Origin of the sequence: Acetatifactor aquisgranensis, from assembly GCF_943193215.1 — a bacterium.
In the GTDB taxonomy this organism is placed as follows: domain Bacteria; phylum Bacillota; class Clostridia; order Lachnospirales; family Lachnospiraceae; genus Acetatifactor; species Acetatifactor aquisgranensis.
In genome coordinates this window covers 29330-43608 of record NZ_CALPDH010000029.1, presented here as the reverse complement: position 1 = coordinate 43608, position 14279 = coordinate 29330, and the positions used below count along the sequence as shown (strand labels likewise).

General features: G+C 55.1%; 8 protein-coding genes. 6 read left to right on the top strand and 2 right to left on the bottom strand.

Annotation, left to right across the window (positions count from 1 at the left end; all coding sequences use genetic code 11):
- Positions 1 to 153: 153 nt before the first annotated feature.
- Together NFS35_RS21385 and NFS35_RS21380 are read left to right on the top strand one after the other, a co-directional pair.
- Positions 154 to 393, top strand: coding sequence for a hypothetical protein (locus tag NFS35_RS21385; RefSeq protein WP_251209105.1), 240 nt, complete (start codon positions 154 to 156; stop codon positions 391 to 393).
- Positions 394 to 659: 266 nt separating this feature from the next.
- Positions 660 to 2003: an MATE family efflux transporter gene (locus NFS35_RS21380; RefSeq protein WP_251209104.1), complete on the top strand. Its 1344-nt coding sequence runs from the start codon at positions 660 to 662 to the stop codon at positions 2001 to 2003.
- A gap of 153 nt (positions 2004 to 2156) precedes the next feature.
- On the opposite strand, the gene NFS35_RS21375 is transcribed toward NFS35_RS21380, so the two are convergent.
- Positions 2157 to 4445 carry a cyclic nucleotide-binding domain-containing protein gene (locus NFS35_RS21375; RefSeq protein WP_251209103.1) on the bottom strand — a complete coding sequence of 763 codons (2289 nt, stop codon included), beginning with the start codon at positions 4443 to 4445 and terminating at the stop codon, positions 2157 to 2159.
- Positions 4446 to 4479: 34 nt separating this feature from the next.
- A complete protein-coding gene (locus NFS35_RS21370) occupies positions 4480 to 8850 on the bottom strand; it encodes a 2-hydroxyacyl-CoA dehydratase (protein WP_251209102.1) in 4371 nt (1456 codons plus the stop codon).
- 225 nt (positions 8851 to 9075) lie between these two features.
- Between NFS35_RS21370 and NFS35_RS21365 the strand changes: the two genes are divergently transcribed.
- The 4 genes from NFS35_RS21365 (at position 9076) to NFS35_RS21350 (ending at position 14270) form a co-directional block, all read left to right on the top strand.
- Complete coding sequence (locus tag NFS35_RS21365) at positions 9076 to 9927, top strand: hypothetical protein (RefSeq protein ID WP_251209101.1); 852 nt, start codon at positions 9076 to 9078, stop codon at positions 9925 to 9927.
- A 108-nt stretch (positions 9928 to 10035) separates the two neighbouring features.
- A complete protein-coding gene (locus NFS35_RS21360) occupies positions 10036 to 10812 on the top strand; it encodes an RNA polymerase sigma factor RpoD (RefSeq protein ID WP_251209100.1) in 777 nt (258 codons plus the stop codon).
- Positions 10813 to 10870: 58 nt separating this feature from the next.
- The gene (locus NFS35_RS21355) at positions 10871 to 11323 is read left to right on the top strand and encodes a hypothetical protein (RefSeq protein WP_251209099.1); all 453 of its coding nucleotides are present in this window, start codon (positions 10871 to 10873) and stop codon (positions 11321 to 11323) included.
- Between the two features lie 31 nt (positions 11324 to 11354).
- The gene (locus tag NFS35_RS21350) at positions 11355 to 14270 is read left to right on the top strand and encodes an insulinase family protein (RefSeq protein ID WP_251209098.1); all 2916 of its coding nucleotides are present in this window, start codon (positions 11355 to 11357) and stop codon (positions 14268 to 14270) included.
- The last annotated feature ends 9 nt before the right edge of the window (positions 14271 to 14279 follow it).

Here is a 14279-nt window from a genome sequence, read left to right as displayed (position 1 = left end):
CTCTTGGAGGACTTTATTTCCTTACTGTCATAATGAAAGGTGCGCGTTTGGGGTTCGGGATGCAAAAAAATATTTTTTGGGGAATATTTTCCAAATCTTGTCCATATACTGGTAGAAAAGGATTGGGAACAGTCCGATGAAAGGAGAAAGTTTATGGCAAGAGGACAGCGCAAGACGATTGAGGAAAAGATAAGCGCAAAGCAGGAGCTGATAGAGGCTCTGGAGACCCGGGTGGCATCGGAGAAACGCGAACTTGAGGAACTGTACCAGGAGAAGAGGCGCAAGGAACTGGAGGTAGTAAGCGACATTATCTCCGAATCCGGGCTGGGACCGGAAGAAGTGGCACAGGTGCTGCAGCAGTATCTGGGGGACCGGGAGAAAGCGGCTTCCTGAGCGGAATCAGAAAAGCCACAGGGCAGAGAATAAGATAATGCGGCAAAAATGTATTTAAAGAGCGCAGGAGGAGAGTTTTCCGAATGCGCTTTTATGCTGTTCCGGTACGGGAGCGGCGCTTTCGTGTGCAAAATAGTACATAGATTTATGAATAGATTCGGGCAAAAAAGTACATTGCACTTTTTCAGGAGAAAGTCTATACTTTTTCAGATATGATGAGTTTCGGGGCGGCTGTGCCGGAGCTTATGGGAAAAGAGGATATGACTATGACAAAGGATATGACAATGGGGTCTCCCATGAAGCTGATTCTGGGGTTTTCGATTCCCCTCCTGTTCGGATTTATGTTCCAGCAGTTCTACAGCCTGGTGGATACGGTGATTGTGGGCCGTTTCCTGGGCACGGACAATCTGGCGGCAGTGGGCGCCACTGGCTCCGTGAATTTTTTGATTATCGGCTTCTGCATGGGAGTATGCAGCGGTTTTTCCATCCCGGTGGCCCATAAATTCGGGGCCCGGGATTATGAGGATCTGCGGAAGTATGTGGCGAACTGCATCTGGCTGTCCATCGGCTTCGCCGCGGCGCTGACTGTGCTGACCACATCCCTGGCAAGGCAGATTCTGGTGTGGATGCGGACGCCGGAAGACATCATCGACAGATCCTGTTCCTACATATGGGTCATCTTTCTGGGGATTCCGGTGACTTTTCTCTACAACATGACCTCCAGCGTCATCCGCGCTTTGGGAGACAGCAGGACGCCGGTGATTTTCCTGGTGATGTCCTCTTTTCTGAATGTGGGCCTTGACCTTTTCTTTATCGTGACCCTGCACATGGGCGTACAGGGAGCGGCGCTGGCCACCGTGATTTCCCAGGGGGTGTCCGGGGTCTGCTGCCTGCTGTTCATGATGAAAAAATTTGAAATCCTGCGGATCCGGAGGGAAGAGTGGACGCCGGACGGACACAGGATGCGCGTGCTGTGCGGCATGGGCGTACCCATGGGTCTGCAATACTCTGTCACTGCCATCGGCAGCGTGATCTTGCAGAGCGCTACCAATACTCTGGGTTCCAGCGCTGTGGCGGCTGTCACGGCCTCCGGGCGCATCAACGGATTCCTGGCCTGCCCCTTTGACGCCATGGGCTCCACCATGGCCACCTACGGCGGGCAGAATGTAGGGGCGAAGAAGCTGGACCGCATCGGCGAGGGGCTGAAATCCTGCATTATGCTGGGAGTGGGATATGCCGTAATCGCACTGCTTGTCAGTATCTTTCTGGGCAGGCCGCTGGCATCCCTGTTCCTGGACGCTTCGGAGAGCGCCATCATAGACAACGCGCGGATGCTCATGATTTTCAATACTGCCTGTTACACCCTGCTGGGACTGGTGAACATCATCCGTTTCCTGATACAGGGAATGGGATTTCCTACCTTTGCCATTTTGGCGGGAGTATTCGAGATGGTGGCGAGAGGACTTGTGGGCTTCGCTTTGGTGCCTCTGCTCGGGTTCACCGGCGTGGCGCTGGGGAATCCCCTGGCATGGCTGTTCGCGGACTTATTTCTGATTCCGGCGTATTTTCATGTGCGCAAGACGCTGGGAAAGCAGCTGGCGGATTCGTGATAATAGGAAGTGACTGGCGCGCGGCATTTTGCGGCTATAGGCCTGCAGAAAGCGGAAGTGCCTGCCAGGCCCTTGGCATCCGCTCCGCCCTGATGGGCGGCGCGGATTTCGGCATTCCGTTTTCTGTAATATTCCCGGGCCCCGGAGACCCTGCTAGCTGATTTCCGGCTTTCTGGAAGCAAAGGCGATTTCCTGCTCCAGGCAGTCCGGGACAGGTGTGTTGCTGTTACGCAGCTTCTGCCTCAGAATGCCCAGCTTCTGCACCCGCTGCCCGGACAGAATCCGCTGGCGGCCCAGCAGCTCGGAGAACATGGGGTTCTGCTCCAGCGCCGCGTCCATGGAAGCGGGAAGAGGGCAGTACATGAAGAGGATTCTCCGGGCCACCTTGTTCAGCCTGGCCGAACCGTTGCTCTCATACATGATCCAGGTGACATAGTCCCTTACGAACATTTCCCGGAAGCTGTTCTTGGCTCTTACCAGGCTGTTCTGCAGCTTTTCTTTGGCGTCCTTGCTCAGTTCGGTATTCTTCTTGTAGAACTGCATATAGTCAAAATATTCGCTGGTGAGGGATGGCTCCGACACATCGTTCCAGCGCCCGCTCTGGATGCGCTTGCACATTTCCCAGCGGAATTCGCCGGTCATGCGAACCATTGCGGTGTCCAGGTTCTCCATGTAGAACGCGGGCAGGATCATGCGGCTGGGGCTGTTGCGCTTCCGGCCCTCGATTTCCTGCCACAGAGAGCCCCTGATTCCGGCGTTGGGCATCAGGATGATGTCCGGCAGGTATTCCACGTGGATGGGCTCCCGGTTCATGGCCTGGGACATCTCGTAATCGATGGTCTCCCGATAAAAGGCCGAGAAATCCACTGCTTTGAGCATGGCCAGGGCGCCGCCGACCTTCTCCGGAGTGACGAAAGAGTCCCTCAAGTCCTTGAGCATGTTCTCGGCGGTGAACACGGGACAGTAAGTGGTCACACGGCCGAAAGTCACTTTGTTGGCCACTGGGAAAAGATTCTCCAGCTCGTAGCGCACCTTTGCCAGACGGTCGTTTTCCAGGGCCGAGACCTCCGCTGCGGAGAGATTGTTCCTTTTCTTCTGGAGATAGACGAAGTCGTCGTAATCCTCGTCAAGCTCGCTTCGGCTGGGATTTTTCTCCCCATCATAGATTGCCATCAGCCAGTCGTAGAAAGTATAGACGTTCATCTGCCCCGGCTCACTCATATAGCTGGCCAGGCGATAAAGGACGACGCTGTTGTCTTCTCCTGCCAGCGCCTCGTCCACGTAGCCGAAATAGAGGAACATGCGCACCGGAACCGGCAGGCTGGGGACGGAGAGGGAGCGCTCGAAGACCTCCGTGTACAGCAGATAGAATTCCTCTGTCAGCACCCTTCGCAGGCGGCTGCACTCATCGTCCGTGGAGTTTTTGTCCCTGGTGGCCCGGTAATGGGCTACATGCTCCCGGAAAGATGCCTCTTTATCGCCGTCCAGCCCGGCGAAATCCAGAATGGTCTCCAAAGACCCCTCCAGCAGCTGCAGGATATCCGCGTCGGAGCCCTCTCCGGCGCCCTGGGCCGCCTCAGGATGGGCCAGGGCCTCCTCTTTTCTGCGGAAAGCCTGGGTCCGGACAGTGGCCTGGGCTTCCGGCGGGATATCGTATTCTTCGGGCAGGCGAAGCATCCGGGAAATGTGATTGTATAGTTCGCCGCAGTCTGTCCCTTCCTGGCAGAGGCGGTAGTAGAGCTTGGTCATGGCGTCGAACATATCGTTCCCTGACTGGCTGTAATAGCAGCATATGATCTGGGAACGGTACTGGGCCTGGGCTTCCAGCACCCGGTAGGTCTTGTTCAGGTCAAGGGAGCCCTTTCTCAGCACCCCCAGGGACAACCCCGCCTCCTGAAGCAGGATGTCGGAATCCGCGCCCGTATAGACACGCTGCAGCGAAGCATAATATTTGCTCAGCCATTCATCGCAGGAGTCCTCCAGACAGTGCGGGATCTCCTCCGCTTCCGGGGGAATGCGGGAGGGGACTTTATGCTTTTCGCACAAACCGGCATACAGATCGCAGTCCGTCCGCAGCCTCCGGTAAAGCGACGCGCTGCCCACTTCCGACACGGACGCCTGCTCTATCATGGCGCCAAACTGCCGCAGGAGGGAGAGGATGAACAGCTTCGCGATGCCGGGGCGCTTCTGCAGCAGATCCTCCAAAGCCTCCATGCTGGTCAGGGGATAGGGCATGAGGGTGGTGTCCTCCAGCGCGGTGTAGGTCAGAAAGTGTATCTCGGAGCATATCTCACAGATGCCCGCCACATCCCCGATGCCGATTTGATAGGAGCCTCCCGGGCACTGTACCTCTACCCGTCCCTGGGAAATCAGATACAATGTGGTCACAGGCTGCTCAAAGCTGCAGATGTTTTTGGATTTTTCTATAACGATTCCTGGCATAGTTTCCGTTCCTTTCCATATTGATTCTTCAGGCTCACTGACGGCCTTTTCCCGTCAGGTTCTTCTGGGCCGTGGAGAGCATCAGTTTGATTCGGTTGAGCTGGTTCACCTCGCTGGCGCCGGGATCGTAGTCGATGGCTACGATATTGGATTGGGGGTAGCTTTTCCGCAGGGCCTTGATGACGCCCTTGCCCACCACATGGTTGGGCAGGCAGCCAAAGGGCTGGGTGCACACGATGTTGGGCACGCCCTCGTGGATCAGCTCCACCATTTCTCCCGTGAGAAACCATCCCTCTCCTGTCTGGTTGCCGATGGAGACAATCGGTTCCGCAAAGGAGACGATATCCCGAATAGGTGTAGGCGGTGTAAAGTGCTTCGATTTCCGGAATTCCTTTATCATGCTCTTTCGCAGTACATGCTCGATGGCCCAGATGCCCATGGAGGATATGCGGGCTGCCTTTTTGCTGGTGCCCAGATTCTCCGCCTTGTAGATCTGGTTATAGAAGCAGTACAGCATGAAATCCATCAGATCGGGCACCACGGCCTCTGCCCCCTCGCTCTCCAGCAGCTCCACCAGGTGATTGTTGCCCGCGGGAGAGAATTTCACCAGAATCTCGCCCACGATGCCCACCCGGGGTTTTTGGATGTCCAGAAGAGGAATCGCATCGAAGTCCCGGATAATCTCCCGGCACATCTTGCCGAATTTCAGCAGATTCACATGCTTGGCGGAAACGAAATCCTGTGCCCTTTTTACCCATTTCCTGTGCACGGCATCCACTGCGCCGGGGGTGGCTTCATAGGGGCGCATCCGGTATACGCAGCGCATGAAGATGTCGCCGAACTGAGCGGACACAGCGGCCCGTATCAGCATATCCGCATTCAGGTGGAAACCGGGATTGCTCTCGATTCCGGCCAGATTCAGCGAGATTACGGGAATCTGCTCCATGCCGGCTTTCTGCAACGCCCGGCGGATGAAGCCCACGTAATTGGTGGCGCGGCAGCCGCCGCCGGTCTGGGTCATGATGAGGGCGGTTTTCTGCAGGTCGTATTTCCCGGACAGCAGAGCCTCCATGATCTGTCCCACCACAAGGAGGGAGGGATAGCAGGCATCGTTGTTGACATATTTCAGACCCACGTCCACAGAGTGCCTGTTGTCGTTGTCCAGCACTACGAAATTGTAGCCGCAGGCGTTGAAAGCCGCCTGCATGATCTCGAAGTGGATCGGGGACATCTGGGGGCAGAGGATGGTATAGTTCTGCCGCATCTCCTCCGTGAAGGAGACCTTTTCGATAGCGGAGGAATGCAGCGTGCGCTCCTTGTGGGTCTTTTCCCGCACCTGGATGGCGGAGAGCAGAGAGCGGACGCGGATCCTGGCGGCGCCCAGATTGTTCACCTCGTCGATTTTCAGGCAGGTGTAGATTTTGCCTGAGCCGGACAGGATATCGTTCACCTGATCCGTGGTGACGGCGTCCAGGCCGCAGCCGAAGGAATTCAGCTGAATCAGGTCCAGATTGTCCACGGTCTTTACGTAGCTGGCGGCAGCGTAGAGTCTGGAGTGGTACATCCACTGATCGGATACGATGAGAGGCCTTTCCGGGCAGCCTAAGTGGGAGACGGAGTCCTCCGTCAGCACTGCCACATCGAAAGAGGTGATCAGTTCCGGCAGACCGTGGTTGATTTCCGGGTCGATATGGTAAGGACGTCCGGCCAGGACGATGCCGCGCTTTCCGGTCTCTTTCAGCCAGGCTATGGTCTCCTCGCCTTTTTTGCGCATATCCATGCGGGTGTGGTCCATTTCCTCCCATCCGGCGGACGCAGCCGCGGTCACCTCATCGGAGGGCAGCTCTCTGAATTCTTTCAACAAGGCTTCCGTGACAGTGCCCAGGTCGCGGAATGACATGAAAGGATTGCGCAGTTTTGCCTGACCGGTGCTGATGGCCTCCACATTGTTCTTGATGTTTTCCGAGTAGGAGGTGACGATGGGGCAGTTGTAGTGGTTGTTGGCCCCCTCCACCTCGTCCCGCTCGTAGAACAGGGCGGGATAGAACACGAAATCCACTTTCTGCTGAATCAGCCATTCCACATGCCCGTGGGCCAGCTTGGCGGGATAGCATTCCGACTCGCTGGGGATGGATTCGATGCCCAGCTCATAAATCTGCCTGTTGGAACTGGGGGAGAGGACTACCCGGTATCCCAGTCTGGTGAAAAAGGTGTGCCAGAAAGGGTAATTCTCATACATGTTCAGCACTCTGGGGAGACCCACCGTGCCTCTTTTGGCCTCGTCCGGCGCCAGGGACTCGTAGGAGAACAGGCGCTTTAACTTGTAATCGAAGAGATTGGGCACATCGTGGGAATTCTTCTGCCCGCCGATGCCGCGCTCGCAGCGGTTGCCGGAGATGTATTGACGGCCTCCCGAAAATTTATTGATGGTAAGACGGCAGCTGTTGGTGCAGCCTCTGCACCTTGCCATGCTGGTCTCATATTTCAAGGCGCAGAGCTTTTCGTAGGAAAGCATTTCCGTTTCATACTTTTCCTCGTAATGCTCCCTGGCAATCAGGGCCGCGCCGAAAGCGCCCATGATGCCTGCGATATCGGGCCGGATGGCCTCGCAATCCGCGATTTTCTCAAAGCTTCGCAGCACGGCGTCATTGTAGAAAGTGCCGCCCTGGACTACGATGTTCCTGCCAAGTTCCGAGGCATCGGACACTTTGATGACCTTGAACAGGGCGTTCTTGATGACAGAATAGGCAAGGCCCGCGGAGATATCGGGGACGCCCGCGCCCTCTTTCTGGGCCTGCTTCACCCTGGAGTTCATGAACACCGTGCAGCGGGTACCCAGATCAATCGGATGCTCTGCGAAAACAGCCGCCGCCGCGAAATCCTCCACGCTGTAGTTCAGGGACTTGGCAAAGGTCTCGATAAAGGAGCCGCAGCCCGAGGAACAGGCCTCATTGAGCAGCACGCTGTCCACGGCTCCGTCCTTGATCTTGATGCATTTCATGTCCTGGCCGCCGATGTCGAGGATGCAGTCCACGTCGGGGTTGAAGAAAGCGGCGGCATAGTAGTGGGCCACGGTCTCCACCTCGCCGTCGTCTAGGAGGAACGCGGCTTTCATCAGAGCCTCTCCGTAGCCTGTGGAGCAGGAGCGGACAATGTGCACGTTTTCCGGCAGCTGCTCGTAGATTTCCTTTAAGGAGCGGATGGCGGTCTTCAGGGGACTGCCGTCATTGCCCGCGTAAAAAGAATAGAGCAGGGAGCCGTCCTCGCCCACCAGGGCGATTTTCGTAGTGGTGGAGCCGGCGTCTATCCCTAAGAACGCGTTGCCGCTGTAGTCGGATAACCGCGCCGTGCCCACATGGGCGTTGGCGTGGCGCTCCCGGAAAGCGTCATAGGACTTTCTGTCGGCGAACAGCGGCTCCATGCGTTCTACCTCGAACTCCATTTTGATTTCGGAGGAAAGCCTCCGCAGCATCTCCTCCATGGAGCAGGAATTATCCTTTTTTGCGTTCAGGGCGGAACCGATGGCGGCGAACAGATGGGAATTGTCCGTGTCGATGACATGTTTGTCGTCTAATTTCAGCGTACGGATAAAAGCTGCTTTCAGTTCCGACAAAAAATGCAGCGGGCCGCCCAGGAATGCCACATGGCCCCGGATGGGCTTGCCGCATGCCAGGCCGGAAATGGTCTGGTTCACCACGGCCTGGAAAATGGATGCCGCCAGATCCTCCTTGGTGGCGCCCTCGTTGATCAGGGGCTGGATGTCCGTCTTCGCGAAGACGCCGCAGCGGGCGGCGATGGCGTAGAGGGATTTGTATTCCTTTGCGTATTCGTTCAGACCGGAGGCGTCCGTCTGTATCAGGGAAGCCATCTGGTCGATGAAAGAGCCTGTGCCTCCCGCACAGATGCCGTTCATGCGCTGCTCCACATTGCCGCCCTCGAAATAAATGATCTTCGCGTCCTCGCCGCCCAGCTCGATGGCCACGTCCGTCTCCGGGGCCAGCTCCTGCAGGGCGGAGGCTACCGCTATGACTTCCTGTGTAAAGGGGACGCCCAGGCAATTTGCCAGAGTCAGGCCGCCGGATCCCGTGATCATGGGATGCAGCGTCAGATTGCCGAACTGCTGATATGCTTTTTCCAAAAGCCTGGAGAGAGTTTCCCGGATATTGGCAAAGTGGCGCTCATAGTCGGAAAACAGAATATGATGCTCTTCGTCCAGAATCGCAATCTTGACGGTGGTGGAGCCTATATCAATGCCAAGAAGGGCATTGGCATTGCCAAGTAGGGCATTGGCATTGCCAAGAAGGGCATTGGCATTGCCAAGAATAGCATTGGCATTGCCGAGAAATACATCGGCATCGCGGGTCAGTACATCGTCAGAGACTGCACTTTTTGTAGTGAATTCCATGTAAAATCATCCTTCCTCAATTGAACCCAGTATCAATCACTGGAAAAAAGAATGCCGACACATCATGACATTCTAAGACATTATAGTACACGGCGGGGCAAAATGCAAATATATGAACCTGTTAAAAGTTTATTAAAAAACTGATTTTTATATTAAATAGGAAAAGTCTGGTTTACTTATGGGAGCGGGAATGATAGAATATAGACAGGTTATTGGGCAAAAGGAGTGGAGAAAATGAGCAATTTTGAAAAGAAATTCGGAAAGTATGCCATCAGCAATCTTTCCATGATACTGATTTTATGCTATGTATTGGGGTATGTCATCCAGCTGATCAACGCTGATTTTCTTTTGTATCTGACGCTGGATCCTTACGCCATCCTGCACGGACAGATCTGGCGGCTTTTCACATGGATCATCATGCCGCCGTCTTCGCTGAATCCGTTCACGATTATCATGCTGCTGTTTTACTACAATATCGGCACCAGCCTGGAGCATACGTGGGGAGTCTACCGGTACAATGTCTATCTGCTGTCAGGTATGCTGTTTACGATTCTGGGCAGCTTTGTATGGCTGGGGATTCAGTTCTTCCTGACTGGCAGCGCAGGCCTGAAAGAGACTTCTCTGATTGTGTCGCTGCTGTTTTCCACCTATTACGTCAATATGTCCATCTTCCTGGCGTTTGCGGCCACGTTCCCGGAGGTGCAGGTGCTTCTGATGTTCCTCATTCCGGTGAAGGTAAAGTGGCTGGGCATTCTGGACGGCCTGGTGCTGCTGTATGATTTCCTCTTCGCGGGAGGCCTGGTGACCAGGATTGTCATTGCGTCCTCCCTGCTGAATTTTGTCATTTTCTTCCTTACTTCCAGGAGCCATATCCATATGACGCCAAAGCAGATGAAGCGCAGGGCGGAGTTTCGGCAGGACATCCGGCGCAACTCCAGGGTGACGAAGCATAAATGCGCTATCTGCGGACAGACAGAGGATGATGACCCCAATCTGGAGTTCCGGTTCTGCTCTAAGTGTAACGGCAATTATGAATACTGCCAGCAGCATCTGTTTTCGCACACCCATGTAAAATAAAAGGGTGAGAAGAATTAAGAATGCCCAAGCGAACAAGGTTCGCTATGTGCAGGCATTCTTCCGGGTTTTCACCGATTGTTTGTGCCATTAAGGGAAAAGGAGAGGCAAGTGAATCAGGAAATTATTTTTGCGCAGACTCTTGAAAGAGTGCGCAGGCTTGCGAAAGAGCAGGGAAACTGCGTCAGTGAGGAGCAGGTGAGGAGCGAATTCGCCGGGCTGGATCTAAAGGAAAACCAGCTGGAGATGGTATTCGAATATCTGCGGAAGCGCAATGTGGGCATCGGGGAGGAGCCGCCGGACCAGGATGCGTTCCTCACTGACGAGGAGAGAGACTATCTGCAGATGTATCTGGATGAGATAGAGGCTCTGCCTGTATACAGTGACGGACAGAGAGAGGCTTACGCCATGTCGGTCATGGCAGGAGACAAGGCCGCAGGGCAGTTACTGACGGAGAGTTACCTGCGGGAGGTGGCGGATATCGCCAGACTCTACGCGGGACAGGGCGTGGCCCTGGAGGATTTGATCGGAGAGGGCAATGTGGCTCTGGCGGTAAGCGTGGAGATGCTGGCCAGGATGGGAGAGGCCGACAGAAGCGCGGAGGCCGAGCCATTTTTCGGGAAGCCCTCGGAGGTCCGGGGGATGCTGGTCAAGCGCATTATGGATGCCTGCGAGGAATGCATCAGGGAGCGCGCGGATACCGAGAAGAATGACAGAAAAATCGCCGACAAGGTGAACCGGGTGGCCGATAAGGCGGGGGAGCTGGCGCAGGAACTGCGCAGAAAGGTGACGCCGGAGGAGCTGATGGAGGAGACAGGCCTGTCCGCGAAAGCCATCCGGGACGCAATGCGTGTAAGCGGGCACCAGATAGAGGACATTGACGGATGAATCCGCAGAACGGATTTCCCGGATGTCGGCAGGATATAGGACTGGCGTGGAGAGAAGTATGGAAAAGAAAATATACGAGGATTATAAATACAGCATGCAGGACACCTCCCGGCTATATGTGGGCAGCAAATATACGTTCAGGGAGCTTCTGGACGATGAGGAGATTCCCTTTAAGTTCCGCCTGATCATGGAGCGGTATATCCTGCCCGGGGCGGACCTGGAAGATACGTTGGAGACCCATCTGTACTATCTGGCGCCGGACAGTTTTCTGGTAAAAATCTACAGGCAGATGAAAGCAAGGGTCAAGGTGAACGTCATCCAGGAGAAGAAGCCCCTCTTCGGCTTCGGCGGCGAAGAGGGACGCGGGGCACGCGGCGCCGGAAAGAAGCGCTATGTGACGAAGCTGCTCACGGTGGAGGAGCTTGCGGACACCCCGCCCGCCCTGAAAGAGCAGCAGGGCTTTGTGATACAGGAAGTGAGCGTCAGCAAACTGGCGCTGTTAGGACTATAATGGCAGATTTGAGAGAAAAGGAGCGTAAAAAATGAGGGTAGAAGATTTGACGAGCTATGAGATTATCGAAAAAAGGAAGATAGCGGACATCGACAGCGTGACCTATCTGTGCCGGCATAAGAAGACCGGAGCCAGGCTGGCTCTGATATCCAATGATGACGACAACAAGGTTTTCTATATCGGATTTCGCACCACGCCCAAGGACTCCACCGGCGTGGCCCATATCCTGGAGCACTCCGTGCTCTGCGGCTCAAAGGAATTCCCCATCAAGGATCCCTTCATCGAGCTGGCAAAGGGTTCCCTGAATACTTTCCTGAATGCCATGACTTACCCGGACCGCACGGTCTACCCGGTGGCCAGCTGCAACGACAAGGATTTCCAGAATCTGATGCATGTGTATCTGGACGCGGTGTTCTATCCCAATATCTATGAGAAAGAAGCCATCTTCCGCCAGGAGGGCTGGCATTATGAACTGGATGAGGAGGGGAAGCTTTCCTACAACGGCGTAGTCTATAATGAGATGAAAGGAGCGTTTTCCTCGCCGGACAGCGTGCTGTACCGGGAGATCAGCACGGCCCTCTACCCCCACACCACATACGCCTGTGAATCCGGCGGAGACCCGGAGGCAATCCCGGAACTGACCTATGAGCAGTTCCTGGATTTCCACAGGACCTATTACCATCCCTCCAACAGCTATATCTATCTCTATGGCAATATGGACATGGCCGAGAAGCTGCAGTTCATCGACGAGCATTATCTGTCTTCTTTCGAAGCCCTGAAAGTGGAGTCGGAGGTGACGGCGGAAGCGCCCTTTGCCCGGCCGGTGCGCAGAGTGAGGGAATTCCCCGTCAGCGAGGGTGAGGACGCCGATGAGAACACCTATCTGGCATGGTGCCAGGCTGTGGGGAACAATCTGGACAGGGAGCTTTATGTGGCGTTCCAGATTCTGGATTTTGTCCTCTGCACCGTACCGGGCGCTCCCTTGAAGAAAGCGCTGATTGACAAAGGGATAGGTAAGGATGTGTTCAGCATCTATGACAATGACCTGAAGCAGCCTTATTTCGGCGTGGTAGCCAAAGGCACTTCCCTGGCCAGGGAAGAGGAGTTCGGGGCCACCATCCGGGAGACCCTTGCGGGAATCGTGGAAAAAGGATTTGACAAAAAAGCCCTGCTGGCGGCAATCAACCACTTTGAGTTCCGCTACAGAGAGGCAGACTTCGGGAGTTTCCCCAAAGGGCTGATGTACGGCCTGCAGGCTCTGGGCAGCTGGGTATATGACGACAGCAAGCCTTTCATCCACATCGAGGCCAATGAGACATACGCGAAACTTCGGGCAAAGGTGGAGGAGGGATATTTCGAGAAGCTGGTGAAAGAATATCTGCTGGAGAATTCCCATGCGGCCATGGTGATCCTGCAGCCTAAGGAAGGGCTGGCGGTCAGGCAGGAAGAGAAACTGGCCGGGAAGCTGGCGGATATCAGGAAAAGTCTGTCTGAGGAAGAGATTACCGGCATTCATGGCATGATGGATGCGCTGAACGCTTTCAGAGAGGACGAGGATTTGCCGGAGAACCGGGCGAAGATTCCCCTGCTGAACAGAGAGGATATGAAGAGGGAGGCGGCTCCTTTGGTAAATGAGGAGAGAAGCCTGGCGGGAGGCAAGGCGCTGTATCATGAGGTGTTTACCAACGGCATCGGGTATCTGCGTCTGATGTTTGAGGTAAAGGATGTTCCGGCGGAGTATTTTCCTTATATAGGTATCCTGCAGAATGTGTTCTGCCATGTGGATACGGCCCATTATTCCTATGCGGAACTGAGCAATGAAATCAATCTGGCCGCCGGCGACCTGACAGTGTCCGGCCTTGGATACGCAAATGTGGAGGATCCCGGCCGCTATACCTTTTTCATGGAGGTCTGTACCAAGGCTCTGTATGATAATCTGTCCAGGGCCCTGGAGCTGATGGAAGAGCTGATACTGACCAGCAAATTCACGGACAAAAAGAGACTGAAAGAGATTCTGGCGGAGAATAATTCCAGGTATCGGGAATACATGCTGGAATCCGGACACAGCGTGGCTGTCACCAGGGCGCTTTCCTACGGCGACGCTAAGGGCGCGGTGAACGATGCTCTGACGGGCGTGGGGCAGTACCGTCTGGCGTCCGGGCTGGAGAAAGATTTCGAGGCCGGGGGAGAGCTTTTGAGCCAGCGGCTGGAGACGCTGTGCAAAATGATTTTCCGCCCGGAAAACCTGATTGTGGACTTTACCGGGGACAGAAAGGCCTTTGAAGCCCTGGAGCCTTCCATTGCGGCCCTGAAGGAGAAGCTGTTCACATGTGAGGTGGAGAAAGGGAGCTATGAGCCGGAGGTATCCCGGAAGAACGAAGGATTCATGACCCCCGGACAGGTGCAGTATGTATGCCGTGCCGGCAATTTCCTGAAGAAAGGCCTTCCATACAGGGGAGCGCTTAAGGTTCTTGGCGTGATGATGGGATATGAGTATCTGTGGACGAACATCCGCGTCAAGGGCGGTGCGTATGGCTGCATGTGCGGATTTGCGAGGACGGGCGACTGCTATTTCGTATCCTACCGCGACCCGAACCTGGGACAGACCATTGACGTGTATGAAGAGGCGGCAGATTTCATCGAGGCCTATGACGCGGACGAGCGGACCATGACCCAGTATATCATCGGAACTTTCAGCCAGCTGGACATGCCTTTGACTGCGGCTGCCAAAGGGCGCCGTTCCAGGGATGCCTATATGAGCGGCCTGACATATGACATGATTCAGAAAGAACGGGATGAGGTCATCGCGGCGACGCCTGACGACATCCGCGGCCTGGCGGAGTATATCAGAGCTTTCATGAAGGACGATTTCCTCTGCGTGGTGGGAAGTGAACAGAAAATCAAGGCGGAAGCGGATAAATTCATGATACTGGAGAACCTTTCCTGATTTCTGGCG

What these genes read in the sequence shown, in the direction of transcription:
- NFS35_RS21375 (WP_251209103.1), bottom strand. Translation starts at nt 4,445, where the DNA reads ATGCCAGGAATCGTTATAGAAAAATCCAAAAACATCTGCAGCTTTGAG.
- NFS35_RS21380 (WP_251209104.1), top strand. Translation starts at nt 660, where the DNA reads ATGACAAAGGATATGACAATGGGGTCTCCCATGAAGCTGATTCTGGGG.
- NFS35_RS21385 (WP_251209105.1), top strand. Translation starts at nt 154, where the DNA reads ATGGCAAGAGGACAGCGCAAGACGATTGAGGAAAAGATAAGCGCAAAG.
- NFS35_RS21350 (WP_251209098.1), top strand. Translation starts at nt 11,355, where the DNA reads ATGAGGGTAGAAGATTTGACGAGCTATGAGATTATCGAAAAAAGGAAG.
- NFS35_RS21355 (WP_251209099.1), top strand. Translation starts at nt 10,871, where the DNA reads ATGGAAAAGAAAATATACGAGGATTATAAATACAGCATGCAGGACACC.
- NFS35_RS21370 (WP_251209102.1), bottom strand. Translation starts at nt 8,850, where the DNA reads ATGGAATTCACTACAAAAAGTGCAGTCTCTGACGATGTACTGACCCGC.